The sequence below is a fragment of the Streptomyces sp. V4I23 genome (assembly GCF_030817975.1).
GTDB lineage: Bacteria > Actinomycetota > Actinomycetes > Streptomycetales > Streptomycetaceae > Streptomyces.
On sequence record NZ_JAUSZW010000004.1, the window covers coordinates 912023 to 936849 of the forward strand.

The window sequence follows — 24827 nt, forward strand, 5'->3', positions numbered from 1 at the left end:
GGTACGGTCCCCCCGCACATGCGGCCGGCCCGCCGTCACACCCTGGGGGTGCGAGGCGGGCCGGCGGGGGGCCTTTCCCCGAGAAAGGCCCCGGGTCGGAGGCGCGGTGTGGGGACTACTTGGGCGCTCCGACCGGCTTGCCCTCCGGCGACACGGCGTACCAGGTGCCGCCGACGCCCTGGCCGTTGGTGTCACCGGGCTTGGCGTCGCCGGAGAAGGTGTAGATGGGCCAGCAGTCGATGGTCTGCTGCTCGATTCCGTCGGGCCGGTCGAAGGTGACGAAGCCCTTCTTGAGGATTCCCTCGGTGTCGTTCTTGTCGACGGGCTCGACGACGGGCCACTTCTCCAGGCACTCGCCGGTGCAGGCCGTCTTCATGGGCCAGGCCGAGTCCTTCATGAAGCGGTAGACGGTCATGCCGTTCTTGTCGACGACGATCTCGCCGAGCTTGGGGTCCTTGCGTACGGACAGGCCCACGAGATCCGCCGCCTCGCCGCTCTCCTCCTCGCCGCCCTCGGCACCGCCGCCCTCGGCACCGCCGCCGGGTGCCGCCTTCTTGCCGTCGGGGGCGGACGCGTACCAGGTGCCGCCGACGCCCTGACCGTTGACGTCGCCGGCCTTGGTGTCCTTGGCGTAGCGGTACATGGGCCAGCCGTCGATGGTGAGCTGCTTCGTGCCGTCCTCCCTGGTCACCTCGCCGATCAGGGACGGGTCGACACCGGGCGCCGCGGTCGCGCCGCCGGCGGCCACGACGGGCCACGCCTTCGCGCAGTCCCCGTCGCAGTTGGACTTCGGCGGCTTGGCGGTGTCCTTGTCGAACCGGTAGAGCGTGAAGCCCGCGCTGTCTGTGACGACCTTGCCGAGGTCCTTGCTCTCCCAGACGGCGAGCTGGCCCGCGGGCTTGGCCGCGGCCGCCTCCCCCCCGGCGCCGGATCCGTACCCGGCGTCCGCTCCGTAGCCTCCGCTGCCTGGCTGCGCGGGATTCGCGGCGCCCACCGCCTGGCCGGGGGTTTCGGTGCCCTGGTCCTGACCGCACGCCGTCGTCAGCGCGAGTACGGCCGCCGCAGTCACCGCGAGCGAGGCGTTCCGCCAGGTGTTCATGTCCACTCCCGTAGTTCTTCCAGCCGGTTCCGGCGCCTGGGGGCGCCGTTCATGGCCCTAGGTACGGACGGGGGAGCGGCCTGTGTTCAATGCGCGCGAAAAAATCTTCGAAGCCGGCGCGGACACGAATGGGGAAATCCCGGTGGCACCAGGTGAATTCACCCCGATCCGGCAGCGCGGGAAATGGCTTGAACTCAACTCAACCATGTGGCCCTTGTGTCACGCCGGCGCCGGTGTCTCACCAGCGGCGGTCCCGTGCGGGGCGCATCCGCGTACGCAGTTCTGTGCTCCCCTTGTGCCCCGAATCCTCCATTCGACGACCAGTTCCGCACCGGTACGGGGCCGCGGACAGGATCGCCCTCTCTGCGGGCCGGGGGCGCGGCGGGCGAAGCAACGACCGGCCATCCCCATCGGCGCGAGACGCGCCGTCGTCGGCCGCCCGCCGTGCGGGTCCGGCCCCGTCGTACGAGTCCAGGACAGGACGGCTCTCCCCGACCCTGCCGGCCCCGCGAACAGCGGCGTCGTCGCCTTTCGCATCCCCGGCCCGTACAGATACGCCGACACGCCCGGCATCTCCCCCGCTTGGCGCAGCGTTATGCCCCGTTTGACCTACACCGATCGCGTCCGTCCCACGCCGCTCTTAACGTTTCGGTGATCGAGGAGCACTCCCCGACCTGTGCGGAACGGTTCCGCTACTGCTCCTCGAGAACCCGGAGGTCCGACCATGCGCGCGATACGTGCCGCGTCCGCCGCTCTGCTCGGAGCGGCCGCACTCGCCCTGACCGCTCCCACCGCAGCCTTCGCCGTGAACAACACGCCGTACGACTTCCGCGTGACGCCCTCGACCGTCGCCCCGGGCGGCCGCGTGACCCTGACCGCGGGCGGCTGCCCGAGCACGACCACCGTGACGTCCGGTGTCTTCGACGCCGTCACCATCCCCCAGAACGGCGCGGCCACGGCCGTGGTCGACCGGGACGCCGCGCCGGGCGCCGTGTACTCGGTCCAGTTCAACTGCATCGGCCGGATCGGCACCCTCGATCTCCGGATCTCCGGCGGCACCTCCACACCGACCGTGAGTTCCACGACGACCATCGCCCCCTCGGGTGTGGGCGGCGGCCTGGGCGGCAGCTTCGAGGACGTGAACACGACCGAGATCGTGGCGGGCGGTGTCCTGGTCGCGGCCGCCGCCACGGCGACCGTCCTCGTCGTCCGCAGGCGCGCGGCGCACCGCCGTCACTGATGAGCGGCCAACGCCCTTCTCAACCGGACCCCACCGCCCGCCGCCCCGAGTCCCGCACAGGACTCGGGGCAACGGGCGGTTGGGTCCGACCGGGAGGTTCGACCGATCAGGCCTGACCGCTGACCGTGCGGCGGCGGCGGACGATGAAGAGGCAGCCTCCGACGGCCGCCGTGGCAACCAGGCCGGCGCCGACCGCCATCTCGGTGCCGGTGGGCCCGATCGACCCGCCGAGACCGCCCGCCGCACCGCGTGCGCGGATCACCGTGAACGAGGCGGTGGCGGTCCGCGAGCTGTCGTTGCACCGGACCGTCAGGTGGTAGGTGCCGGGAGCAGCGTTGTTGCGGACGCGGGCCGTGGCCGTGGCCGTACCCCCACCGTCACCGCCAAAGTTTCCGCCGTCACCGCCAAAGTTGCCACCGTCCCCACCAAAGTTGCCACCGTCCCCACCACGCGGGTCACTGTCCCCACCACGGTTGTCACCCTCGTCGCCACGGTTGCCGCCGTCACCGCCTTCGTCACCACGGTTGCCACCGTCATCACCACGGTTGCCACCGTCGCCGCCACGGCCCCCACCGTCACCACCAAAGTCGCCACCGTTGTCACCGCGGTTGCCGCCGTCACCGCCAAAGTCGCCGCCGTCACCGCCACGGCCCCCGCCGTCATCACCACGGTTGCCACCGTCGCCACCACGGCCGCCGCCGTCACCGCCAAAGTTGCCGCCGTCGCCACCACGGCCCCCACCGTCACCACCAAAGTTGCCGCCGTCGCCACCACGGCCCCCACCGTCACCACCGCGGTTGCCACCGTTGTCACCGCGGTTGCCGCCGTCACCACCAAAGTTGCCACCGTCGCCACCACGACCGCCGCGGTTGCCACCGTCGCCACCACGGCCCCCACCGTCACCACCACGACCGCCACCGTCGCCGCCACGGCCCCCACCGTCACCACCACGACCGCCCCCGTCACCACCACGACCCCCACCGTCACCACCACGGCCCCTACCGTCCCCACCAAAGTTGCCGCCATCACCACCACGGCCGCCGTCGTTCCGGGAGAGCACGGCGTCGGGAAAGGCGTTCGAGCTGACGACGCCACCGCGGTGGCAGCCGTCGACGCTGATCGTCAGGGTGCCTCCGGGGAAGACCGAGGACGGGCTGACGTGGACGTTCCTCGGGCCGTCGCCACCGCCGGCGGCGGCCAGCGGAGCGCAGAGCCCGACGGCCGCGAAAGCGGTCGCGGTCGCCGCGAGAGCGCGTGTAGCACGCATCGTTGAACCTCCAGCGGAAGACGCTCCGGAGCGGCGCTCCGGGATATTCGACGAGGACGCCTCCCATGACGAACCCTCACCGCCAGTGACGTGGGTCGCATTTCGGCCTTGGTCCACCCCAGTGAGCGACACGCCGTGCGGGCGACCCGCCACCTGACGGAGTCGCAGGTCACAGACCGTCAGGATGTTTATCAGCCCGTTACTCGGATGGGTCACCCCGAGTGGCCGCCGCCACCCGTTCGCCCTTCCCTTCTCGCAGCGCCCGGCGACCGCACTTAGCGTGACCACATGCGCACAATGGGGAGAACCAAGGGCCAGGACATCTACGGCTCCGAGCGGAGACGACGCTCGCCCTGGGGCGTGCTGGCCCTCGTCATGCTCAGCGGGATCGCGCTGATGAGGAACGGCGTCGACGCGGGGATCGGGCCCCCGCAGCCCGCGGCCGCCGCGTCGCTCGGCAAGCACGCGGGCGAGACGTTCCTGCCCGTGCCGCTCGAACCGCTGCCGTACGCGCCCCCGACCCGGGTACGCGTCTCCTCGCTCAAGGTGGACGCGCCGATCATGGACGTCGGCCTGGACGAGAAGGGGTGGATCGCGGCACCGCCTGCGCAGGAGCCCAACCTCGCGGGCTGGTTCCAGAACGGCGTGGCCCCCGGTCAGCGCGGCACCGCCGTGATCGTCGGGCACGTCGACAACCAGGCGGGCCCGGCGGTGTTCTACGGTCTCGGCTCGGTGAAGCCCGGGGATTCGGTCGAGGTGCCGCGACAGGACGGCAGGACGGCTGTCTTCGAGGTGTACGGCGTGGAGGTGTTCTCCAAGACGGACTTCCCCGGGGTCCGCGTCTACGGCGACACCGGTTCGCCCGAGCTGCGGGTCATCACCTGCGGAGGCGGCTACTCCAAGACGCACGGCTACGACGGCAACGTCGTCGTCTTCGCACGTATGGTCAAGGCCCGCTGACCCGCGGCCCGTTGCCGGCCACGGCCTCCGTGGCCGGCGGCCGGCCGGTCGCCGGCCACCGGCCCGCTCAGCGACGGGGGACGGTGATGCGGTAGCCCTCCTCCAGCAGCTTCGGCAGGTACTTGCGCAGGGCCGCGACGCTCTGGGAGCGATTGCCGCCCGCGTCGTGGGAGAGCACGACGACACCCGGGGCCGCGCCCTGCAGCACCCGCCTGACGATGGTGCGGGTGCCGGGGGTCGTCCAGTCCAGGGTGTCCAGGGTCCAGGCCAGCGGTTCCATGCCGAGCTCGGCGCCGATCTCGAAGGAATGCCGGTTCCACGCTCCGTAGGGCGCCCGGTACCAGAGCGGTGCGGCGCCCACCGCCTCCTCGACGACGTCGCTCGTCCTGCCCAGCTCGTCACGGATCCGGGACGGCGCCAGGCCGGGGACGAGCGGGTGGGACCAGGTGTGGTTGCCGATCACGTGGCCGTCGTCGGCCATCTCCCGCAGCAGGTCCCCCTGGTGCGTCGCCATCTCCCCGCAGACGAAGAACATCGCCTGCACGCCGTGTTCGCGCAGGGTCGCGAGGATGCCGGGGGTGTAGCGCGGGTCCGGTCCGTCGTCGAAGGTGAGCACCATCGTGCGGTCCGTCGCGGGCACCCTGCGGAAGGGCCTCGTGCGCACCGGCGGGACCGCGCGGCGCAGACTCGCGGGGGGATACGCGGTCATGGGCTCCAGACGGTAGGACGACGCCTTCGGCGGCCGTGCCGCGGTCCGAGGTCCCGCGGCACGGCCAGGCGGAGCGAGGGCGGGCGCGGGCGCGGTGCGGCCGGATGTGATGGGCTCGCCGACGAACAGCTCGCCGACGACGGCGGCACCGCCGAGGCAAGCAGCGAGGCGGAGCACCGAGCGGCGTCCGCGGAGCAGCTGGTCCTTGTCCATGGCCCATGGCTCGCACGGCTGACGCCGCGGGCAACCGATCGACACCGGGTTGCGGGGCGGATTGACCCGATGGGAGCAGTACCGCGGGCCGGGCGCTCCGCAGGGGGCCTGAGGCGCGTCGGCGGCCGTCCGGCCGGGGTACTAGCCTCGGTGGCGTGACCGAGCATCCAGCCCACCGGTTCGAACGCGGTACGGACGGGCCGAAGGTGATCCTCGTCGGCCTGGACGGATCGGATTCGTCGCTGCGGGCCGCGGCCTACGCGAGCGGTCTCGCACGGCGGCAGCGTGCGCTGCTGGCGATCGTCTACGTCCAGCCGGTGATGCCCGCGGGCGCGGCGCTCGGTGTGCCGGTGGCCGTCGCGACCGGGGAGATCGCCGAGGGCCTCGTCGCCGAGATCCGTGCGGCGGCCGAGCGGGTGCGCGGTATATGGGACGCCCGCTGGGAGTTCCACACCTTCCGCGGCGACCCGTACACGGGTCTGGTCACCGCGGCCGACGAACTCAAGGCGGACGCCGTGGTGGTGGGGGCCTCGGAGTCGGCGGGCCACCGGATCATCGGCTCGGTCGCGGTGCGGCTGGTGAAAGCGGGCCGGTGGCCGGTGACCGTCGTCCCGTAGGGCCGGTGCCCGGGGCCCTCGGCGGCCCTTGGTGAGTCCGTCGTGCCGCGCGCCGTGGCCGGGCACGACGGCGCCGACGTCCGCGAGGGCCGTGCGGTGGTCGTCGCGTTCGGGATCGGTCCCCAGCGCCTCGGGCAGGCTGACGACACGTCCGGCGACGGTGTCCGTCCACTGCGGGAGTGGACATGTGCCGCCCGCGGCCGGCGGGACGGGCCTGCCTCCCGCGGCCGCCAGGGCGGTCGGTTCCTCCCGCCACGGCGACGAGCAGCTGGGCGGTGACCGCGCAACGGGCGTACCGGTCCGGCCGACCGTTCGCCGCACCACTCGCCGCTCGGTGCGACCGTTCGTCGACGACCGCTGTGCGGCGTCTGTCGCCGTGCGCCCGGATGCGTTCGTATACGGCACGTGGCAGCGACCGACGGGTGAAAGGGTGTTTGGCGATGGCAACGGCAACCGCGACGACCGACGAGCGTGCCATGGCGGAGCTGCAGCGCGACCACGGCCCCGCCCTCATGAGCTTCCTGCTCGGCCTCACCTACGGGGACCAGCAGCGCGCCGAGGACCTGCTGCAGGAGACGCTGGTGCGCGCGTGGCAGCACCCGGAAGCGTTCGAGGGCCCCTACGAGTCGATGCGGCCCTGGCTCTTCACCGTAGGCCGGCGCCTCGCCATCGACGCACGGCGCTCCCGGCTCGCGCGCCCCACGGAGATCGGCGACGGCGTCCTCGCCACCACACCGGACCCGAAGGACCCGACCGAGAGCACGGCCCTGGCCCTCGACGTCCGGGCCGCGATCGGCGCCCTGAGCCCCGAGCACCGCGCGGTGCTCGTGCAGATCTACTTCCGCGGGCTGAGCGTCAACGAGGCCGCACAGGCGCTCGGCATCCCGCCGGGGACCGTCAAGTCGCGCTCGTACTACGCGCTGCGCGCCCTCGCCCGGTCCCTGCCGGGCTACAGCAGGCGCGCCGTCCCGTCCGCCCCGCCGGCCCCGGTGCCGCACTCCGTGCACACGGATCACGACCACACGGTGTCCCTATGCCGAACGTCACGCCGGAGTTGAGCAAAGAAGGGCCCCCGGCCGTCTTGGACGGTGGAGGCTCGTCATCGAGTCCCGGACGCGGTCGAGAGGAAAGTGGGTGGGAGGCGTGCAGCGCGAGAGTGCGAACGGCGCCGGGGGACCGGGGCTGGCGGTCCCCATGGCGTGGCTGTGCGCCGAGTACACGGCCGAGGAGATGCTGCGGGCCGGCGCGCTCGTCGAGTACGGCTCACTCGAGTTCCGGGCGGGGCGCCGGGCCCTGGCGCTGACCATCCACCTGTGCGACGGCCCGGGAGCACCGGAGGCGGTGCGCTCGGCGGCCACGATCGAGGAGTGGCTGTCGCTGACCTCGTACGGACACCCCTGGCAGGAGTGGGTCGAGGAGCGGCTCGCCACCAGGGCGGCCCGGGAACGGCACGGCGGCCCGGACCCCGATCTGGCGCTGGCGACCGCCGCCTGGGACTGGCTGCGCACCACCGAACTGCTCGCGGCCGACCTCGGGGACCTGGAGCCGTGGCATCCGGCACTCCCGCTCGCCGCCGGCGTGGACGAGGCGAGCCAGGTGTGGACCCCGGCGTGGCAGCTGGGACTGCCGCTGGGGCATCTGGCGATCCACCTGTGGTGAGGACCACACCACGGCCGGGCGGCCTCAGTCGACGCGCCGGCCCGCCGAGAAGTGCACGCCCGCACGGTATTTGGGGATCCGGATCGTGATCTTCATGCCGGCTCCGACGGCCGTCTCGATGACGAGCCCGTAGTCGTCGCCGTACACCTGGCGCAGCCGCTCGTCGACGTTCAGCAGCCCGATGCCCGACGCGGTGGACCGCTCCCCCGCCAGGATCGCGCGCAGCACCTCGGGGTCCATGCCCACCCCGTCGTCCTCGATCGTCACCGTCGCCTCCGAGCCCGCGTCCTGGGCCGCGATCATGATGCGGCACTCGTGCCGGGAGTCCTCGAGGCCGTGCTTGACGGCGTTCTCGACGAGGGGCTGCAGGCACAGGAAGGGCAGGGTCACCGGCAGCACCTCGGGGGCCACCTGCAACGTCACCTTCAGCCGGTCGCCGAAGCGGGCGCCCGCGAGTGCGAGGTACTGCTCGATGCAGCGCAGCTCGTCCGCGAGATGGGTGAACTCGCCGTGCTGGCGGAAGGAGTAGCGGGTGAAGTCGGCGAACTCCAGCAGGAGGTCGCGGGCACGCTCCGGATCGGTCCGGACGAACGAGGCGATGGCGGCGAGGGAGTTGAAGATGAAGTGCGGGGAGATCTGGGCGCGCAGAGCGCGGATCTCCGCCTCGATCAGCCGGGTGCGGGAGCGGTCGAGCTCGGCGAGTTCCAGCTGGACGGAGACCCAGCGGGCGACCTCGGTCGCCGCCCGCACCAGCACCGCCGACTCCCGCGAGCCGTAGGCCACCAGGGTGCCGAGCACACCCTCCTCTCCGGTCAGCGGCGCGATGACCACCCAGCGCAGCGGGCACTCCAGGTCCTCGCAGTCGGAGTGCACGCTCTGGCTGCGGCCCGAGTCCAGGACCTCGGCCACCCGCACCATCACCTGCCGCTCGTGGTGGTCGGCGCCCGGCCCGTCCCACGCGAGGACGCGCTCTCGGTCGGTCAGGCACAGCGCCTCGGTGCCGAGCAGGGAACGCAACCGCTTGGCCGCCTTGCGCGCCGTGTCCTCGGTCAGCCCCGCGCGCAGCGGCGGGGCGGCGAGGGACGCGGTGTGCAGGGTGTGGAACGTCGCGTGCTCCACAGGCGTGCCGAGGTCGAGGTCCGGCCGCACGCCACGGCGGGCGCCGGCCCTGCCGAGGGCGAGACCCAGCACCGCCCCGACGGCGAGCAGCACGGCGCCCGCCGCGGCCAGCGCGGCCGCTTCCGTACCGGTCATCGCTCCGCTCCTTCGGGCTGCGGCCGGCCGGCGAGGTCCTCCGGGAGATGCAGCCGGGCGAGGATCGCGGCCGCGCCGGCGGGTATGTGGCGTGCGGTGGCCAGAGAGACGGCCACCATCGTCAGGAAGCCCAGCGGTACGGACCACAGCGCGGGCCACGCCATCAGCGTGTGCGGCCAGCCGTCCGGTGCGAGGCCCGCCCGCGTGGCCATGACCGCGGTCAGGGCCGAGCCGCCGCCGAGGACCAGGCCCGCTGCCGCACCGGGCGGGGTGAGCCCGCGCCACCAGATGCCCAGCACGAGCAGCGGGCAGAAGGACGACGCGGCGACGGCGAACGCGAGCCCCACCGCGTCGGCCACCGGCACGTTGCTGGTCACCACGGACAGGCCCAGCGGCACGGCCATGGCGAGCAGGGTGGCGAGCCGGAAGTGCCGTACGCCGCGCGAGGGCAGGACGTCCTGGTTGATGACCCCGGCCACCGACATCGTGAGGCCGGACGCCGTGGACAGGAAGGCGGCGAAAGCGCCGCCCGCCAGTAGCGCGCCGAGCAATTCCCCCGCGAGCCCGCCGATCACCCGCTCGGGCAGGACGAGCACGGCGGCGTCGGCGGCACCGGTCAGGGCCAGTTCGGGAGCGTAGATGCGGCCGAGGGCACCGTAGACGGGCGGCAGCAGGTAGAAGGCGCCGATCAGGCCGAGCACGACGAGGGTGGTCCGGCGAGCGGCCCGGCCGTTGGGACTCGTGTAGAAGCGGACGGCGACGTGCGGCAGGCCCATGGTGCCGAGGAACGTGGCGAGGATGAGTCCGTACGTCGCGTACAGCTGGTAGCCGTCCCGCCCGCCGGACAGGGGCTGGGACCAGCTGACCGGGTCCGTCCCCGAACCGGTCCGCTCGGGCACCTCCGCGCCTTCCGGCAGGCGCAGGACGGTCCCCGCCTCGATGCGGTGGGTGCCCTCGCCGAGGGTGACCTTCTCGCCGTGGTGGCGGATCTCGTCGACCGCGCCGATGACGCCGAGGGTGAGAGGTCCGTCGAGGTCGACGCGTACGGTGTCGCCGAACCGGACGTCGGTGTCCGCGCGGAGCACGGCGGGTGCGTCGAAGCGGGCGCGCGGCGCGTCGTCGCCCGCCCAGGCGGCGACGAGGAACAGTGCGGGCACCAGCAGAGCGGTCAGCTTGAGCCAGTACTGGAAGGCCTGCACGAACGTGATGCTGCGCATGCCCCCTGCCGCGACGGCGCCGGTGACGACGACGGCGACGACCAGGGAGCCGAGCCAGTCCGGCGCGCCGGTCAGGATCTGCAGGGTCAGCCCGGCGCCCTGCAGTTGGGGCAGCAGGTACAGCCAGCCGATGCCGACGACGAACAGGGACGCCAGCCTGCGGACGGCGGCGGACTCCAGGCGGGCCTCGGCGAAGTCGGAGAGCGTGTACGCGCCGGAGCGGCGCAGCGGGGCGGCGACGAGCACGAGCAGGACGAGATAGCCGGCGGTGTACCCGACCGGGTACCAGAGCATGTCGGGCCCCTGGAGCAGGACCAGGCCCGCTATACCGAGGAAGGAGGCCGCGGAGAGGTACTCGCCGCTGATGGCGGCCGCGTTGAGGCCCGGCTTGACCGTGCGCGAGGCGACGTAGAAGTCGGAGGTGGTGCGGGATATGCGCAGGCCGAGCGCGCCGATGAGGACGGTGGCGAGCACCACGACGGTGACCGCGGCCACCGCGTAGGTCTGGTTCACGGTCAGCGGCCTTCGACGAGCCTGGTGAAGTCGCGTTCGTTGCGCTCGGCCCGGCGCACGTACCGGCGGGCGGTCAGCCACATGACGGGGTAGACGCCGAAGCCGAGGGCGGCCCAGACGAACGGGGCCGGGGAGCCCGGGGACCCGCCGAGCACGGCGGGCAGGGCGAACAGGAGCGGCAGCGTACCGACGAGGAGCACGAGGGCGCCGAGCGCGACGAGGGCGGCCCGCAGCTGGCTGCGCATCAGGGAGCGCACGTATGTGGTGCCGAGCGTGGTCTGCTCGCTGATCTCGAACCGTGCGGGCGCGTGGCCGGGGGGCCGCCGCGTGGCCCGCGGCACCCCGGTGACCACCTCGCGGCGAGGGGGCTGCTCTGCTGACATCGTCCGTCCGCTCCAGCGTCTGTCGGCGAAGGCGGGTGGATGGGGAGTCTACGCAGCGGCGATCACGGTGGGTAGGGGCGAGCCGGCCGCGGACGCGGCCCGGCGCGACGGGCGGCTTGCCCATGGGCTCCGGGACTCCGTGGCCGCCGTTCCCACCGGGCCGGGGCGGGTGCGGTCAGTGCGGGCGCGGGCCCGCGCAGGCGCTGAGGGCGATCTCCAGTTCCACGTACGACTCCTCCGCCCGGCGGAACGCCACCTCCAGGGCCGCTTCGGTACGGGGACCCGCGAGGCCCCTGGACGCCTCGCGGATGCCCTCCAGCACATCCGCCCAGCGGCCGGCCGCGCTGCGGGCGGCGGCGAGCAGTGCCTCCAGATCGGCCGGGCCCGAGGGAGGCGCCGAGGGCAGTCCGTTCAACTCGTCCAGCAGTGCTTCGATGTCGGACATCAGGCCCCTTCTTCCCCCGGCGTGATCAAGGTTAGATCCGCGGCGCGCGGCCCGGGAGGCCGGCGGAGGGCGCCTCGCCCAGCGGGGCGGGTCCGTCGCCGGACGGCCCGCCGCCTGCGACGAGCGGCTTCTCGCGGCCGTCGAACGGTCAGCCCCGGACGCCGGGAGCGGGCCCGCCCGAGCCCTTGGGACCGCGTGGAAGCATCAGCAGGTCGCGCAGCTGGCGCGCGTGGCGGCGACTCACCGCCAGCTCGGCGGTGCCCACCCGCACGGTCGTCGTCCCGGCGTCCAGGCGGAGTTCGTCGATGCGGCCGAGCGCGACGAGGTGGCTCCGGTGGATGCGCACGAAGCCGCGCGAGGCCCAGCGCTCCTCCAGCGTGGACAGCGGGATGCGGACCAGGTGGCTGCCCTCGGCGGTGTGGAGCCGTGCGTAGTCGCCCTGCGCCTCGACATAGGTGATCTCGTCGACCGGTACGAAACGGGTCACACCACCCAGCTCGACGGGTATCTGCTCGGGACCGGGCCCGGGCACCACCGTGGGCAGCGCTGCCGGCACGGGCTGGGGGCGCTGCGTGTCGCGCTGCGGGACGACCAGGTCCCGGACCCTGCGGACCGCCTCCGCCAGCCGTTCCCTGCGCACCGGCTTGAGGACGTAGTCGACGGCCTTGAGATCGAAGGCCTGCACGGCGAAGCCCTCGTGCGCCGTGACGAACACGATGAGCGGCGGCCTGGCGAACCCGGCGAGCAGCCTGGCGACGTCGAGGCCGGTCAGCCCGGCCATGTGGATGTCGAGGAAGACGACGTCGATGGCCTCCTCGCTGTCGGGGCCCGCTTCGAGGGCCCGCCCGATGCGCCGGAGCGCCTCGGTGGCGTCGGTGGCCCCTTCGGCGCTGCGGATCCGGGAGTCGGCCCGCAGGAGGTAGAGCAGCTCCTCGAGCGCCGGTCTCTCGTCGTCGACAGCCAATACGCGCAGCATGCCGCGGAGTCTAGGCGCGGCCCGGAGCGAGGACCACGCCCCTGTTTCCGTACGCCTTCGCGGTCGCGTCCGGCGCCTGGCCGCCGGGTTGAGCAGAGCGACTTCCTGCTGCGTATACCAGGGTGACCGCCCGTAACACGAGGAAACGAGGACCCCCGATGAGCCGCCAGCAGCCGCACGAGGATGTGGCCGCCTACGCGCTGGGCGTCCTGGAACCCGCCGATGCGTTCCGTTTCGAGGAGCATCTCGCCGAGTGCGTCATGTGCGCGGTCCGGCTCTCGGACTTCACCGCCGTCGCCCGGGCCGTGGCCGAACTCGCCGGTCCCGCCCGTGCCGACTCCCGACCCTCGCCCCGCCTGCTGGACCGGCTCACGGAGCACGTGGCGCTGGAACGGCGGCGCGCCCGCCGGCGGCGGCTGCGGCTGGCGGCCGCGGCGGCCGTGCTCGCCGTCGGCCTGCCCGCCGCCGTGGTCGTGGCCCAGGACGGCGGAGATCGGCCGGCGTCGCCGCAGCGGGTCGTGGCGTCCGACCCGGTGACGGGCGTGCGGGCATCGGTGGCCCTGGAGGACCGGAGGTGGGGGACGTCGGTGGCGATGCGGTTGGCGGGTCTGCCGGGGCCGCGCACATGCCGGCTCGTTGCGATCGGCAAGGACGGGGTGGAACATCCGGTGCTGAGCTGGTGGGTGCCGGCCGGCGGGTACGGCGTCGCCGACGGCCCCGGGTACGCGGGGCCTCTGGACATCGAGGGGACCACCGGCCTGCACACGGCGGAGATCGGCCGCTGGGAGGTGCGCGGCGACCGGGGCGAGCGGCTGCTGTCGATCGGCGGCTGAGCCCGGGGCGTACCGCGCGGGGGCGGTCGGGCATGGCGCTTGTCGGAGGAACGCCGGGCGGGGAGGGGGAGCGGGAGGCGCCGTCACTTCAGCAGGCGCGAGAGCCTCCGGTCGGCGAGCGGCTTCCCGCCCGTCTGGCATGTGGGGCAGTACTGCAGGGACGAGTCGCTGAACGACACCTCGCGGACGGTGTCACCGCAGACCGGACACGGCTCCCCCGTGCGCCCGTGGACCCGCAGCCCGCTCTTCTTCTCCGACTTGAGCCGTCCCGCCGCCAGGCCCCGCGAGCGTTCGACGGCCTCGGCGAGCGTGGTGCGCAGGGCCTCGTAGAGCACGTCGGTCTCGTGCTCGTCCAGGTTGTGGACCGGTTTGAAGGGAGACATCTTCGCCGCGTGCAGGATCTCGTCGCTGTAGGCGTTGCCGATGCCGGCGATCAGGCTCTGGTCGCGCAGCGCGCCCTTGACCTGGCGCCGCTCCCCCACGAGCACGGCGGCGAAGGCGGCGCGGTCGAAGTGGTCGGCGAGCGGGTCGGGCCCGAGCCTGGACACGCCGGGCACATCGGCGGGGTCGCGTACGAGATGCACCGCGAGACGCTTGGTGGTGCCCGCCTCCGTGAGGTCGAAGCCACCGCCGTCCGTCAGGACCGTGCGCAGCGCGAGCGGCCCCTTGCCCGGCCGGGGCGGCGTCGCGGGGAAGTCGTCCTTCCACTGGAGCCAGCCCGCGCGGGCGAGATGGACGACGAGATGCAGGCCGCCGGCGGTGATGTCGAGCCACTTGCCGTACCGGTCGACGGCGGTGACGTCGGCCCCCTCGATCGCGGTCAGCGGCGGGTCGTACGTCTTGAGGACACTGACGGCCACCGGCACGACACGGGCGACCCGTCGGCCGACGAGATGGCCGTCGAGGAACTCTCGGAGTGCTTCGACCTCGGGCAGTTCGGGCATGTCTCCACCCTGCCGCACGGGGCGGCCTGCCGCACCAAGTGCGGCCCGTCCCGCACGGGTGTCACACCGGAGGGACAGGGGCAGGTACAGACCCGGTGGGGGGCTTTCCGGTACACCAGCATCGAAAGAGGGTGGCACCGACCAGGAGGACGGGTTCCGTCGACTGTGCCACCGGTGAACCGGGCTTGAGCGCCACGTGGTCCGCGCGCTTGCTGACCATCCGGCATGCAGCGTCGTGCGCGGCTCCGCAGTAGCCGTACGGGCTCTCCGACGTCCGGGGCGTTTTCCTGGGAGGACACAAGGCCCTCAGCGAGGCAGGCTGTACCCATGCGGTCGCTCTTCCGCTCACCTCCTCGACCGGGGGGCAGTCACAGCCAGGTCCTCTTCACGCTTGCGCAGGGTCTGCCCTTCGCGCTCGCACTGGCCGTGCTGGGCGTCGAGCTCTCGCCCATGCATGATCTGGTCACCGGCCCCCTCCTCATCGCAACGCCGGCGCTGGCCGCGCTGACGATGGGGCCGGCAGGCACCCTCTGCGCGGCAGCCGTCGCTCTGGCCGTCAGCGTGACGACCGCCACCTACAACCAGGCGTGGGGCACCCCGCAGGTCTACGGGAACTTCCTGGGTCTGCTCGTGGTCTCCGTGGCCGGTGTCATCCTGAGTAACGCGGTGCGTACGCGCCGACAGAACGAGCTCGACCATGTGCGCCGGATCGCCGTGGCAGCACAGGAGGTCATCCTGCGCCCTGTCCCCACTCGGCTGGGTCCGGTGCGGGCCGCGAGCCTGTGCCTCGTGGCTGGGACCGGGGCCCAGGTCGGCGGTGATCTGTACGATGCCGTGCATACCCCCTACGGCGTCCGCATGATCGTGGGCGACGTTCGCGGCAAGGGGCTGAATGCCATTCGCGCGGTCGCGGTGGCGCTGGGCGCGTTCCGGGATGCCGCGCACTACGAGGACGAGTTGGTGGAGGTCATGAACCACTGCTCGGCCGCGTTGCGCCGGGAGGCCGCCGTGCCGGGCGCATTCGAGCAGGAGGCTCTGATGGAGGGATTCGTCACCGCGCTCATCGCCCAAGTGCCCGACAAACCCGTCGTGCAACTAATCAACCGTGGCCATCCGCCCCCGCTGGTGCTGCACCAGGGCAGGGCCCACGCCCTGATGCCCACCTCACCACTGCCACCGCTCGGCTTGGAAGACCTCATCACCGGCCCTCCCGAAAAGCCCGAGACCTATCCGTTCCTACCGGGCGACCGTCTGCTGCTCTACACCGACGGCGTGATCGAAGCCCGCAGCCCCGACAACGACTTCTTCGACCTTCCCGGGGCCATGGAAGCGGCGCACGCCCTCCCCCGACCGGAGTTCCTGGACGAAATGCACCAGCACTTGCTCCGCCACACCGAGGGCCGCCTCACAGACGACGTGGTGATGATCCTCGTCGACCGGCTCGACGAAGAAGCCGACACACAGGTCAACGCAGCCGGCCGCCTCCTCACGTGACAGCCATACTGGCTCGCCGAGTTCGGCACTCCGGTCCACGCCGTACGCGGCCACGCCTGTCCGGCGCGCGGGCCGTAGCAGACGAGGCCGATGTCCGAGCGGGCGTTGCACACGCCGACGAGGAACGAGCCGGTCACGCCGATGACGTCGGCGGCCCCCGCGCTCACGACCCAGTGATGATGGCGAGCAGGTCCTTGCTCACCGCCGAGCCGTCCAGCAGCTCCGGCGACCGGTGCAGAGTGGCCAGCGCCTGCCGGCACGCGGCACGCCGGTGATGACGCACCCCACTGCGGGTGAGTAGACGTAGCACTCGGGCCGGTCGGCCGGGATCCCGAACGCCTAGGAGACGACGGAGTCCTGCCGGTACACGCGCCCGAACAGCGCCCGGTCGCCGCGCTGGTGGGGGTAGTACTTCACGTACCCCCGCCAGTGCGAGTTCCGGTGGACGTCGCCGATCACCTTGAAGATGACGCCGGACCGGTCCAGGAGGTAGTCGCGGAAATCGGAATCGAAGGCCCCCCTCCTGGGGCGCGCTGAAGGCAACCGAGCACCAAACGGGCGAACGACTCGACCCGAACACGCCTCTGTTCACCTCCGCGCTGAGGCTGCACGTCTCGCAGAGCCCTACCGGGATCTCCTCGCCGCGTCGTCCCACATGGTCGCCATTGCCCATACCTGATCAGCGGCTTACCCGCCGTGCGGGCTGCCCCCAGAACACCCCCCGGGCCAGCACTGGATGAGCCTCTGTCGGCTGGATCGAACAGGTTCTCGCGCTTCCCGCGCGAAGGCGGCATCCAGCGCCCTCGCCATAGGCCGCAGACGCTCCCGCAGGATGGCACCGTCCGCGCGGCGCGTCTTGGCTGAAGCGGCGGGCGATCACGGGGGCGTACGCGGCGGACATCGATGCGCTGTACCTACCCCCTGACGAGGCCCCACGAGCCGCCGACCAGGTGGGACGGCTGAACCGTCCGATATCCAGGGCCCGATGAAGAAGATTCGGGTGGCCGGCCTTTCCGGAAGAGGCGGCATTCAGGTTTATGCGTCAACGTAACCCAGAAATCCTCAAGCGTCGGGGAAATGACCTGCGGTTGATGGCTGCTGGCGTGGTCGTTTTTTCTCGGAGAGAAAAACACATCCAGCCCCTGGAGCCACACCACTCACATCCCCGCAGGTCAGCCGGATACCACAAGGTGCCACCGTCAGCTCCCAGCACACAAGCATTCGGCAGGCAAGCGGTGGGCCCCGACTGACCTGAATACGCGGCACGACAAGTGAATAGCGGAGGGACTCATTTCGTACTATCGCGCTGGCACTTGCCAGACCTACGGTCGCTTCGACTCCGCACATTGACTGGAGAACTGCAGCAATGTGCGTCCGCATCGACCATTTGGGGTACCACTCGTGCGCAGTCTCAGACAGGCACTTCTCCCGCTGGCCACTGCCGTCATGCTGGCATTGGTCGGGGCGGGCCCCGCCGTGGCGGGCCCCGCGGCCCCTACCGAGCCCGGATCCGCCGCCGTCCCGGCCGGCAGCGCAACCACCGCCGCCACTCCGCGGCTCGCCGGCGGTGCGCCGGTCGACTCGGCGGCCACCGCCGCCGCGCTGGCCCGCTACTGGACGCCGGAGCGGATGAGCAAGGCCATCTCCCTCGACCGGATAGCCGGGTCGCCGCGCGCCGCCCAGAGCAAGGCCGGCCCCACCGGGAAGCCGGGATCGACACCGCCCGCCGAGGGACGGTCGGACACGGTCCGGCCGCTGGTCACTGAATCCGCCGCGGTGGGCAAGGTGTTCTTCACGAACCCCAGCAACGGCCTCAACTACACCTGTTCGGCCGGTTCCCTCAACAGTCCCTCCAAACAGATGCTGATCACCGCCGGGCACTGTGTGCACGGGGGCAGCGGCGGCACCTGGATGACGAACTGGACCTATGTGCCGCGCTACCGGTCCGGTGCCCGTCCCTTCGGCACCTACGCCGCCAAGCAGTTCCGCACCTTCAACAGCTGGATCAGCAGCAGTGACCTCGGCCGGGACGTGGCGATGGTGACCACCTGGCCGCTCAACGGCAACAAGGTCGTCAATGTCACCGGCGGTCACGGACTGAGCTGGAACTACTCGCGCACCCAGGCCATGACCGTCATGGGCTACCCGGGCAACCGCGACGGCGGCCAGATCCAGTGGGCATGCCAGGGCACCACGCGAGCGGTGGGCGACGGCCGTATTGAACTCCAGTGTGACTTCGGCGGCGGATCGAGTGGCGGGCCGTGGCTGCGGGAGTTCAACGACGCCAACGGCCTGGGGTACGTCAACGGAGCGATGAGCACCCTCGCCACGGGCGGCTGGAACCGCAGCTCGTACTTCGACGACTCCGTCAAGGCGATGTTCGACGCCCAGGGCAGCGTCACCTGACAACCTGACAGCCCGGCAACCCGGCATCCCGGCATCCTGGCGAGGAGCAGTCAATGCGTCGCAGTAGCTTGAGCCGATGGGGCATCGCCGCCGCCCTGCTCACCGGAGTTGTGGCGGTGTCCGCATGGCGTACCGCCACGGCCGCGCCGCCGCCCGAGCCGCAGCCGGACTCCGGGACCACCAGCAGCAATGTGCGACAGAGCCCGGATGAGGTACGGGAATACTGGACGCCGGAACGGACGAAGGAGGCCCGGCCCGCCCCCATGCCGGAAGACGGCTGAGGACGGCAAGCGGGACCGGGCGGGCCGGGCCCATGACGGACGCAGGTGGTGCGGGCAAGACCCGCGCCCCCGCGCCCGTTCGGCCTGCGAGGCGTATGTGGCCGGCAGTCCGAGGCGATCCGCCGACGGCCGGACCTCGGCAGCCAAAGAGTGTCAGTCGGTTTAGAGGTTGTCTCACGTGGCAAGTTTCGCGAGCTTCTTGTAGCAGGTCAGGGCGGCGGCCATGGCCAGGCCTCGGCTCTGCCAGTCGTTGCGGACCACGTACGGGATCTTGAGACCACGAGCAGCCCGTGGCAGGCTCATGCCGCATGATCGATGAATTCGCGAAAGACAACCTGCACGGGACAGCGAATTTCGTCGGTGGCCCACAGGGGGCTCGGGTCACAGTCCGTAGACGCGGGAGGCCGTCGCCCCGAACACGGCCCGTCGCTCGTCCTCGCCGAGGCCGGCCGTGAGCTGCCCGGCCGCGTCGACGACCTCGCCGTAGGAGGCGGCGAGCCGGCACACCGGCCAGTCCGATCCGAACATCAGCCGATCGGGCCCGAAGGCGTCGAGCACCGTGTCCGCGTACGGCCGCAGGCCGTCCACGGTCCAGCCGTCCCAGTCGGCCTCGGTCACCAAGCCGGACAGCTTGCAGACCGTGTTCGGCCGCGCGGCGAGCGCGCGTACCGATCCGGCCCACGGGTCGAGTCCACCGGAGGCGACGGGCGGCTTGCCGAGGTGGTCCAGCACGAAGGTGAGTCCGGGGACCCGGGCCGCGGCCTCGGCGGCGGCGGGCAGCTGAGGCGGCAGGACGACGAGGTCGTACGCGAGCCCCGCACGGGCGACGGCCTCCAGCCCGCGCAGCACGTCGGGACGGAGCAGCCACCGCGGGTCGGGCTCGCCCTGAACCTGGTGACGGATGCCCACCAGCCGTCCGCCGCCGGGGAGTTCGCGCAGGGCGGCGAGGGCGTCGGCCACGTCCGGGGCGGTGAGGTCGGTCCAGCCGACGACCCCGGCGACGAGGTCGTCGGTGTCGGCGAGGGCGAGGAACTCGGGGGTCTCCTCGGCGACGCAGACCGTCTGGACGAGCACGGTGGCGTCCACCCCGGCGGCGTGCGCCTCGGGACGCAGGTCGTCGGCGGAGAAACTGCGGCGGATGGGGGCCATCTCCGCCCCCTTGATCCACTCCTGGTCCCGCACGGCGAGGTCCCACACATGATGGTGTGCGTCGACGACCGTCACCGGCTGTCCGCCTCCAGGTCCCATACGACGGGCAGCGAGGCGTCCTTGCCGTCGGACGAGTAGTCGTGGACGACGTCGAGGAGTCCGGCCATGCGCGCCTGCCAGGCGACGTTGACCGGCAGGTGCTCCAACTCGGCGAGCAGCCGCGCGTAGTCGTCGCATTCGAGGAGGTGGAACAGGTCGGTGCCGCTGCGCCAGATGGTCCAGGAGGTGACGCCGGCGGCGCGGATGGCGTCGGTGAGCGCCTCGGGCACCTCGCGGTGGGCCTGTTCGTAGGCGTCGATGCGGTCGGCGCGGACCCTGGTGTGCAGGGCGACTCTCATCGGGTGACCTCCGCGTCATGGTGCGTGCCGGGCCACGCCGGGCCGGGCGGGGGCGGCGGCTCGTGCGCTGTCCCGGGCGGGTGCGGTGTCGCGGGAGTCGGCTCGTCCGCCGGTCCGGGCACAGGCGGCGTCTCGGGCAGCAGTCCCTCGGCGCGCAGTTCGTCGTAGAGGGCCGCCGGGACGGGCGCGGCGTGCAGCCGCGCCGCGTCGCGCACCTCGGCCGCGCTGCGGCAGCCGATCAGCGCACCGGCGACGGCGGGGTGCCCGAGGGAGTAGTGCAGGGCGGCGGCCCGCAGGGGTACGCCGTGCCGGGCGGCGATCTCCTTCAGACGCAGTGCGCGGTCGAGCACGGGCCGGGGGGCCGCGGCGTAGTCGTAACGGGCGCCCGGCCGGGGGTCGGCGAGCAGTCCGGAGTTGAAGACCCCGCCGACCACGACGCTCCTGCCCCGTGCGGCCGCCTCCGGCAGGAGCTCGGTCAGGGCGCTCTGGTCGAGCAACGTGTACCGGCCCGCGCACAGGACGGCGTCGACGTCGGTGTCGCGCAGGAAGCGGGTGAGCATCGCCGACTGGTTCATCCCGGCGCCGATGGCCCCGACGACGCCTTCGGCGCGGAGCCTCTCCAGGGCCGGGTAGCCGTGCCGGAAGGCCGCTTCCTCGTGGTCGTCGGGGTCGTGCAGATAGACGACGTCGACGCGGTCGAGGCCGAGGCGGGCCAGGCTGTCCTCGATGCTGCGGCGGATTCCGTCGGCGGAGAAGTCCCACACGCGGCGGTGGTCGGCGGGTACGGCGAAACCGTGGGCGAGGTCGTCGCCTTCGGCCGGGCAGGGTTCGAGCAGCCGTCCGGCCTTCGTGGAGAGGGTGTAGCTGTCGCGGCGCCGGGCGCTCAGCGCCTGGCCCAGACGTCGTTCGGACAGGCCCAGTCCGTAGTGCGGTGCCGTGTCGAACGAGCGGATGCCCGCGTCCCAGGCGGCGTCGACGGCGGCGGTTGCCGCCTCGGGGTCGACGGGGGCGTAGAGGTTGCCGAGCGCTGCGGCGCCGAAGGAGAGTCGGGTGATCTCCACCGTGCTGCGTCCGAGCGTGCTGCGTCGCATCCCGTTGCTGCCCCTTCGCCGTGGGTCCGGGCGACCTTCGACCACCGACATATTCATCGGACCACTGCGACGGAGTCAACAGCTGCGCACGGGAAATCCCGCAGCACGCCCGACTACCGGTCCGATCTATTACGCCATTCGCGCGGGGGATCCATCGCCGCCGACGAGGCTCAGCAACGCGTCCAGCTCCTCTCGCGCCGCATGCGCCAGACGGTCGAGGTCGGGCAGCGCCTTGCCGTCGGCGACCAGCCCGATGTGCACCTGACCGCCGTACGTCGACATGGCCACCGCCAGCGACTGTCCCCGGGCGAGCGGCGCCATCGGGTAGATCTCGCGCAGGGGGCAGCCGCCGAGGGACAAAGCCGATCGGGGCAGCGGCACGCTGGTGACGAGGACGTCGAAGAGCATCCGTGCGGCGCCGCCCGCGATCGGGGCACCGAACCGGTGGGCCAGTGGCGGCAGTTGGTCCGCGAGCAGCGCGACGGCTCCGGCCCCGCGCGCCGGCCCCGCCGCCTTGTTGCGGTCCATGGCCTCGCGGACGGAGGCGAGGCGCTCCAGCGGGTCCGGCTCGGCGACGGGCAGCTGGAGCAGGTAGGCGGACAGTTTGTTGCCCGAGCCGGAGGGGCTGCCGGGACGGCGGCGCGAGACCGGCACCAGGGCGCGGGGGCCCGCGGCGGGCAGCCGTTCGCCGCGCTGGTGCATCCAGCGCCGGAGCGCGCCGGCGACGACGGCGAGCAGCACGTCGTTGGCGGTGCCGCCCGCGACCCGGCGCACCTGCTGCACGTCGTCCAGCGGCAGCACGGCGGTGCCGAGCCGTCGCGTACCGCTCGGGGCCGCGGTCAGCGCGGGCAGTCCGCGCGGGTCCAGCCGGCTGGCCCGTACGACGGAGGCGCCGACGCCGACCGCGCGGCCCAGTTCCTCGATACGGCTCTGGGCGAGGTCGGCGAGCATGCGGGGCCCGGCGAGCCAGGAGCGCGGGGGCACGGGGCGCGTGCGGCGGATACCGGTACGGCGGGCGTCGGCGATCTCGTCGAAGATGCCCGCGCCGATGGCGACGGCGCGCATGCCGTCGGCGAGGGCGTGGTGGAGTTTGACGAGCACGGCGAAGCGTTCGCCGCGGGGGTCGCGCAGGAGGTACATCTCCCAGGGGGGCAGACCGCGTTCGAGCGGACGCTCCATCAGCTCACCGGCCGCCGCCGTGACTTCGGCGGTGAAGTCGTCGCCGGTCAGGCACACGTCCCGGACGTGGCGTCGCACGTCGAAGTCCTTGGCGGCGCTCCAGGCGGCTCCGCCGACAGGGAGCAGGACGTCGCGGACCCGCATCCTCAGCCGGGGAATGGCGGCAGCGCGGTCCGCGAGCAGGTCGAGGACGCCGTCGGCGCCCCCGCCCCCGGGCGGGGCGCCGAAGAGGGCGAGGGCGCCGAGGTGCATGGGATGACCGGCGGATTCCAGATGCCAGAACGCCAGGTCCAGCGGGGCGAGAAGCTCAGAGCTCACGTGGTCCTCATGTCTCTGGGAGGCCGGGAGTCGCAGTCAACATCTTCCGGACGGTTACGGTCAAGTATGATCGGTTCACGGACAGTTAACAGTCGCCGACGATCAGATCCGCGGCCGGTCCGGGATGAGGAACTCGCACCACACGCACTTGCCGCTGCCACGCGACTCCACGCCCCACGACTCGGACAGCCGGTCGACCAGCATCAGGCCCCGTCCCGACACTCCCGACTCCCCCGCGTCCCGCCTGCGCGGCAGCGCGCTGGAGCGGTCCTCGACCTCCACCCTCATCCGCCGTTCGATGCCCGACAGCACCCGCACGGTGACGACGGCCCCGCCGTCCGTGTGCAGCAGCGCGTTGGTGATCAACTCGTCGGCGGCCAGCTCGACCTCGTCCGCCCGCTCGTGCGCACCCCAGGCCCGTACGGCGGCTCGGACCATGTGCCGGGACGAGCGCAGCGCCTCCGGGTCGTTCTGTCCGACGTGCTGCTGGAGGCGGCCGAACACCTGAGGCGCGTAGGCCCTCTTGCGGCGCAGCAGCAGGAGGGCCACGTCGTCGTCACCGCCGCGCTCGTCGACGACCTCGCACAGCCGGTCGGCGAGCAGTTGGAGATCGCGTGGCCCGCTGTGCACCAGGGCGGCCAGGAGCTGCATCCCGTCGTCGAGATCGGCGCCGGGCTGTTCGACCAGGCCGTCCGTGTAGAGCAGCAGCGTCTGTCCGGGGTCCAGTTCGACGGTGCTGACCGTGTATTCGAGCCGGCCGAACTCGGCGGAGAGCCCGAGCGGCAGCCCGCCCGGCACCGGCAGCCTGCGGCAGCTGCCGTCCTGGTTCCTGATCAGCGGATCGACATGACCGGCACGCACCATCTGCACCACCCCGGTGGACAGGTCCACCTCGGCATAGGTGCAGGTCGCGAACCGGTCGGTGTCGAGCTCGTGGAGGAAGACCGACGACCTGGCCATCACCGTGGCGGGGGTGTGGCCCTCGGCGGCGTACGCCCGCAGGACGATGCGCAGCTGGCCCATGACGGCGGCGGCGTGCGTGTCGTGGCCCTGTACGTCGCCGATGACGGCGCCGACCCGGCCGCCCGGCAGCGCGATGATGTCGTACCAGTCGCCGCCGATGTCCTGGCCGAGGCGGGCGGCGCGGTAGCGCACGGCGATCTGGGCGCCGGGCACCTCCGGGATACGGCGGGGCAGCATCGCCTGCTGCAGCCCTTCGGCGAGGTCGTGCTCCTGCTCGTACAGGACGGCGCGCTGGAGGCTCTGCGCGATGCTGCTGCCGAGTGCGACCAGCAGATTGCGTTCCTCCGGCGTGAAACCGGTCTTGTCGCGGTACAGCAGGCCGAGTGCCCCGATGGGCCGGGCCTGGGCGATGAGCGGCAGATAGGCGGCGGCGGAGATGTCGAGGTCGCCGATCGCTTGCCAGAGCCGGGGGTAGGACTCGGCGAAGTCCTCCTTGGACTCGATGAACCGCGGGGCGAGCGTGCGCACCACCTCGCTCATCGGGTACTGGTCGTCGACGCGGGTGTAGCGGGTGCCCGGGACGAAGGAGCCCTCCGGCCCCTCGGCGACGAGGCGGATCCTCCCCGATTCGAGCAGGCCCATCACCAGGCTGGTCGCGCCGAGGTGTTCGAGGCCGTGCGAGTTCTTCAGCAGCTCGATGACGTCCTGGACGGTGCGGGCATGGGCGAGCGCGGCCGTGGTGGTCTCGACGACGCTGGTCTGACGGCGGCGTTCCTCGTCGACCTCGACCCGTGCGCTGGAGTCGGCGAGCTCCTGGGTCGCGTCCCGCACGATGCCGATGATGCGGACCGGACGACCGTTCTCGTCGCGGCGCACGTGCCCCTGGGTGTGCGTCCAGCGCAGGGTCCCGTCGCGGCAGCGGATGCGGAAGTACGCGCCGTAGTGGTTGCTCCCGCGCTTGAGGGCCTGCGCCACCACGCTGTCCAGGCGGACGGCCTCGTCCGCCGGCACCCGGGCGGTCAGGCTCGCCGGGTGGCCGTCGTACTCGTCCGGGTGCAGATCGAACACGTCGAGGCCGGGGTCGTCCATGTGCATCAGACCGGTGGTGAGGTCCCAGTCGAAGCAGCCCATACGGTTGAGCGTCAGGCTCACGTCCGCGTGCGCCGGCCAGTCGTCGGGGAGCGACAGGGCACCCGCTGCCCGATCAGCCATGGAGCCA

At 72.3% G+C, this 24827-nt stretch carries 26 protein-coding genes; 10 read left to right on the top strand and 16 right to left on the bottom strand.

The features are described from left to right. Positions 1-115: 115 nt before the first annotated feature. Positions 116-1099 carry an SCO0930 family lipoprotein gene (locus QFZ82_RS06260; RefSeq protein WP_307712177.1) on the bottom strand — a complete coding sequence of 328 codons (984 nt, stop codon included), beginning with the start codon at positions 1097-1099 and terminating at the stop codon, positions 116-118. Between the two features lie 724 nt (positions 1100-1823). On the opposite strand from QFZ82_RS06260, the gene QFZ82_RS06265 reads away from it, so the two are divergent. Next, positions 1824-2339, top strand: a complete 516-nt coding sequence (locus tag QFZ82_RS06265) for a hypothetical protein (protein WP_307712178.1) — start codon at positions 1824-1826, stop codon at positions 2337-2339. A 106-nt stretch (positions 2340-2445) separates the two neighbouring features. Here the strand turns inward: QFZ82_RS06265 and QFZ82_RS06270 are convergent, their stop codons facing one another. After that, positions 2446-2601 (bottom strand): hypothetical protein, encoded by a 156-nt coding sequence (locus QFZ82_RS06270; RefSeq protein WP_307712179.1) that lies wholly within the window; start codon positions 2599-2601, stop codon positions 2446-2448. 51 nt (positions 2602-2652) lie between these two features. Here QFZ82_RS06270 and QFZ82_RS06275 point away from each other — a divergent pair, with 51 nt between their 5' ends. Both QFZ82_RS06275 and QFZ82_RS06280 read left to right on the top strand, forming a co-directional pair. Continuing rightward, on the top strand, positions 2653-3612 hold the full coding sequence (locus tag QFZ82_RS06275; protein WP_307712180.1) for a hypothetical protein: 960 nt from the start codon (positions 2653-2655) through the stop codon (positions 3610-3612). A 282-nt stretch (positions 3613-3894) separates the two neighbouring features. Continuing rightward, positions 3895-4566 (top strand): class F sortase, encoded by a 672-nt coding sequence (locus QFZ82_RS06280; RefSeq protein ID WP_307712181.1) that lies wholly within the window; start codon positions 3895-3897, stop codon positions 4564-4566. 67 nt (positions 4567-4633) lie between these two features. Here the strand turns inward: QFZ82_RS06280 and QFZ82_RS06285 are convergent, their stop codons facing one another. Then, positions 4634-5488 (bottom strand): polysaccharide deacetylase family protein, encoded by an 855-nt coding sequence (locus tag QFZ82_RS06285; protein ID WP_307712182.1) that lies wholly within the window; start codon positions 5486-5488, stop codon positions 4634-4636. A gap of 155 nt (positions 5489-5643) precedes the next feature. On the opposite strand from QFZ82_RS06285, the gene QFZ82_RS06290 reads away from it, so the two are divergent. From QFZ82_RS06290 to QFZ82_RS06300, 3 genes are all read left to right on the top strand, one after another. Then, on the top strand, positions 5644-6105 hold the full coding sequence (locus tag QFZ82_RS06290) for a universal stress protein (RefSeq protein ID WP_307712183.1): 462 nt from the start codon (positions 5644-5646) through the stop codon (positions 6103-6105). A gap of 440 nt (positions 6106-6545) precedes the next feature. Next, the gene (locus tag QFZ82_RS06295) at positions 6546-7163 is read left to right on the top strand and encodes a sigma-70 family RNA polymerase sigma factor (protein WP_307712184.1); all 618 of its coding nucleotides are present in this window, start codon (positions 6546-6548) and stop codon (positions 7161-7163) included. Between the two features lie 136 nt (positions 7164-7299). After that, complete coding sequence (locus tag QFZ82_RS06300) at positions 7300-7764, top strand: hypothetical protein (RefSeq protein WP_307717639.1); 465 nt, start codon at positions 7300-7302, stop codon at positions 7762-7764. 24 nt (positions 7765-7788) lie between these two features. Here QFZ82_RS06300 and QFZ82_RS06305 read toward each other — a convergent pair whose 3' ends face one another. The 5 genes from QFZ82_RS06305 to QFZ82_RS06325 all read right to left on the bottom strand — a co-directional run bounded on the left by QFZ82_RS06305 (position 7789) and on the right by QFZ82_RS06325 (position 12552). Continuing rightward, the gene (locus tag QFZ82_RS06305) at positions 7789-9018 is read right to left on the bottom strand and encodes a sensor histidine kinase (protein WP_307712185.1); all 1230 of its coding nucleotides are present in this window, start codon (positions 9016-9018) and stop codon (positions 7789-7791) included. Continuing rightward, positions 9015-10748 carry a cation acetate symporter gene (locus QFZ82_RS06310; protein WP_307712186.1) on the bottom strand — a complete coding sequence of 578 codons (1734 nt, stop codon included), beginning with the start codon at positions 10746-10748 and terminating at the stop codon, positions 9015-9017. Before QFZ82_RS06310 ends, QFZ82_RS06305 begins: the two co-directional genes overlap by 4 nt. Positions 10749-10750: 2 nt before the next feature. Next, positions 10751-11131, bottom strand: coding sequence for a hypothetical protein (locus QFZ82_RS06315; protein WP_307712187.1), 381 nt, complete (start codon positions 11129-11131; stop codon positions 10751-10753). A 175-nt stretch (positions 11132-11306) separates the two neighbouring features. Then, the gene (locus QFZ82_RS06320) at positions 11307-11576 is read right to left on the bottom strand and encodes a hypothetical protein (RefSeq protein ID WP_177147315.1); all 270 of its coding nucleotides are present in this window, start codon (positions 11574-11576) and stop codon (positions 11307-11309) included. A gap of 148 nt (positions 11577-11724) precedes the next feature. After that, complete coding sequence (locus QFZ82_RS06325; RefSeq protein ID WP_307712188.1) at positions 11725-12552, bottom strand: LytTR family DNA-binding domain-containing protein; 828 nt, start codon at positions 12550-12552, stop codon at positions 11725-11727. Between the two features lie 158 nt (positions 12553-12710). Here QFZ82_RS06325 and QFZ82_RS06330 point away from each other — a divergent pair, with 158 nt between their 5' ends. Continuing rightward, on the top strand, positions 12711-13385 hold the full coding sequence (locus tag QFZ82_RS06330) for an anti-sigma factor (RefSeq protein WP_307712189.1): 675 nt from the start codon (positions 12711-12713) through the stop codon (positions 13383-13385). Between the two features lie 83 nt (positions 13386-13468). Here QFZ82_RS06330 and QFZ82_RS06335 read toward each other — a convergent pair whose 3' ends face one another. Continuing rightward, entirely contained in the window at positions 13469-14329 is an 861-nt protein-coding gene (locus tag QFZ82_RS06335; protein WP_307712190.1) for an Fpg/Nei family DNA glycosylase, read from the bottom strand. A gap of 327 nt (positions 14330-14656) precedes the next feature. Here QFZ82_RS06335 and QFZ82_RS06340 point away from each other — a divergent pair, with 327 nt between their 5' ends. Continuing rightward, positions 14657-15823, top strand: a complete 1167-nt coding sequence (locus QFZ82_RS06340) for a PP2C family protein-serine/threonine phosphatase (protein WP_307712191.1) — start codon at positions 14657-14659, stop codon at positions 15821-15823. Between the two features lie 339 nt (positions 15824-16162). Here QFZ82_RS06340 and QFZ82_RS06345 read toward each other — a convergent pair whose 3' ends face one another. Next, on the bottom strand, positions 16163-16366 hold the full coding sequence (locus QFZ82_RS06345) for a hypothetical protein (protein WP_307712192.1): 204 nt from the start codon (positions 16364-16366) through the stop codon (positions 16163-16165). Positions 16367-17269: 903 nt separating this feature from the next. Between QFZ82_RS06345 and QFZ82_RS06350 the strand changes: the two genes are divergently transcribed. Further along, on the top strand, positions 17270-18229 hold the full coding sequence (locus tag QFZ82_RS06350) for a serine protease (protein WP_307712193.1): 960 nt from the start codon (positions 17270-17272) through the stop codon (positions 18227-18229). Positions 18230-18282: 53 nt separating this feature from the next. Continuing rightward, a complete protein-coding gene (locus QFZ82_RS06355; protein ID WP_307712194.1) occupies positions 18283-18510 on the top strand; it encodes a hypothetical protein in 228 nt (75 codons plus the stop codon). 174 nt (positions 18511-18684) lie between these two features. Here the strand turns inward: QFZ82_RS06355 and QFZ82_RS06360 are convergent, their stop codons facing one another. The 6 genes from QFZ82_RS06360 to QFZ82_RS06385 form a co-directional block, all read right to left on the bottom strand. Next, positions 18685-18813, bottom strand: coding sequence for a hypothetical protein (locus QFZ82_RS06360; RefSeq protein WP_307712195.1), 129 nt, complete (start codon positions 18811-18813; stop codon positions 18685-18687). Between the two features lie 78 nt (positions 18814-18891). Continuing rightward, positions 18892-19758, bottom strand: coding sequence for an amidohydrolase (locus tag QFZ82_RS06365; protein WP_307712196.1), 867 nt, complete (start codon positions 19756-19758; stop codon positions 18892-18894). Beyond that, positions 19731-20057, bottom strand: a complete 327-nt coding sequence (locus tag QFZ82_RS06370) for an L-rhamnose mutarotase (RefSeq protein ID WP_307712197.1) — start codon at positions 20055-20057, stop codon at positions 19731-19733. Before QFZ82_RS06370 ends, QFZ82_RS06365 begins: the two co-directional genes overlap by 28 nt. Continuing rightward, positions 20054-21148, bottom strand: coding sequence for an aldo/keto reductase (locus tag QFZ82_RS06375; RefSeq protein ID WP_307712198.1), 1095 nt, complete (start codon positions 21146-21148; stop codon positions 20054-20056). The genes QFZ82_RS06370 and QFZ82_RS06375 overlap by 4 nt, the downstream gene beginning before the upstream one ends. Before the next feature lie 129 nt (positions 21149-21277). After that, entirely contained in the window at positions 21278-22645 is a 1368-nt protein-coding gene (locus QFZ82_RS06380) for a wax ester/triacylglycerol synthase family O-acyltransferase (protein ID WP_307712199.1), read from the bottom strand. A gap of 102 nt (positions 22646-22747) precedes the next feature. Then, positions 22748-24820, bottom strand: a complete 2073-nt coding sequence (locus QFZ82_RS06385) for a SpoIIE family protein phosphatase (protein ID WP_307712200.1) — start codon at positions 24818-24820, stop codon at positions 22748-22750. Between the last annotated feature and the right edge of the window lie 7 nt (positions 24821-24827).

Excerpts from the sequence above, each read along its gene's own strand:
- QFZ82_RS06330 (WP_307712189.1), top strand. The coding sequence starts at position 12,711 with ATGAGCCGCCAGCAGCCGCACGAGGATGTGGCCGCCTACGCGCTGGGC.
- QFZ82_RS06385 (WP_307712200.1), bottom strand. The coding sequence starts at position 24,820 with ATGGCTGATCGGGCAGCGGGTGCCCTGTCGCTCCCCGACGACTGGCCG.
- QFZ82_RS06375 (WP_307712198.1), bottom strand. The coding sequence starts at position 21,148 with ATGCGACGCAGCACGCTCGGACGCAGCACGGTGGAGATCACCCGACTC.
- QFZ82_RS06260 (WP_307712177.1), bottom strand. The coding sequence starts at position 1,099 with ATGAACACCTGGCGGAACGCCTCGCTCGCGGTGACTGCGGCGGCCGTA.
- QFZ82_RS06300 (WP_307717639.1), top strand. The coding sequence starts at position 7,300 with ATGGCGTGGCTGTGCGCCGAGTACACGGCCGAGGAGATGCTGCGGGCC.
- QFZ82_RS06320 (WP_177147315.1), bottom strand. The coding sequence starts at position 11,576 with ATGTCCGACATCGAAGCACTGCTGGACGAGTTGAACGGACTGCCCTCG.
- QFZ82_RS06340 (WP_307712191.1), top strand. The coding sequence starts at position 14,657 with ATGCGGTCGCTCTTCCGCTCACCTCCTCGACCGGGGGGCAGTCACAGC.
- QFZ82_RS06360 (WP_307712195.1), bottom strand. The coding sequence starts at position 18,813 with ATGAGCCTGCCACGGGCTGCTCGTGGTCTCAAGATCCCGTACGTGGTC.
- QFZ82_RS06370 (WP_307712197.1), bottom strand. The coding sequence starts at position 20,057 with ATGAGAGTCGCCCTGCACACCAGGGTCCGCGCCGACCGCATCGACGCC.
- QFZ82_RS06280 (WP_307712181.1), top strand. The coding sequence starts at position 3,895 with ATGCGCACAATGGGGAGAACCAAGGGCCAGGACATCTACGGCTCCGAG.
- QFZ82_RS06265 (WP_307712178.1), top strand. The coding sequence starts at position 1,824 with ATGCGCGCGATACGTGCCGCGTCCGCCGCTCTGCTCGGAGCGGCCGCA.
- QFZ82_RS06285 (WP_307712182.1), bottom strand. The coding sequence starts at position 5,488 with ATGGACAAGGACCAGCTGCTCCGCGGACGCCGCTCGGTGCTCCGCCTC.
- QFZ82_RS06355 (WP_307712194.1), top strand. The coding sequence starts at position 18,283 with ATGCGTCGCAGTAGCTTGAGCCGATGGGGCATCGCCGCCGCCCTGCTC.
- QFZ82_RS06365 (WP_307712196.1), bottom strand. The coding sequence starts at position 19,758 with ATGGGACCTGGAGGCGGACAGCCGGTGACGGTCGTCGACGCACACCAT.
- QFZ82_RS06335 (WP_307712190.1), bottom strand. The coding sequence starts at position 14,329 with ATGCCCGAACTGCCCGAGGTCGAAGCACTCCGAGAGTTCCTCGACGGC.
- QFZ82_RS06305 (WP_307712185.1), bottom strand. The coding sequence starts at position 9,018 with ATGACCGGTACGGAAGCGGCCGCGCTGGCCGCGGCGGGCGCCGTGCTG.
- QFZ82_RS06325 (WP_307712188.1), bottom strand. The coding sequence starts at position 12,552 with ATGCTGCGCGTATTGGCTGTCGACGACGAGAGACCGGCGCTCGAGGAG.
- QFZ82_RS06350 (WP_307712193.1), top strand. The coding sequence starts at position 17,270 with ATGCTGGCATTGGTCGGGGCGGGCCCCGCCGTGGCGGGCCCCGCGGCC.
- QFZ82_RS06315 (WP_307712187.1), bottom strand. The coding sequence starts at position 11,131 with ATGTCAGCAGAGCAGCCCCCTCGCCGCGAGGTGGTCACCGGGGTGCCG.
- QFZ82_RS06295 (WP_307712184.1), top strand. The coding sequence starts at position 6,546 with ATGGCAACGGCAACCGCGACGACCGACGAGCGTGCCATGGCGGAGCTG.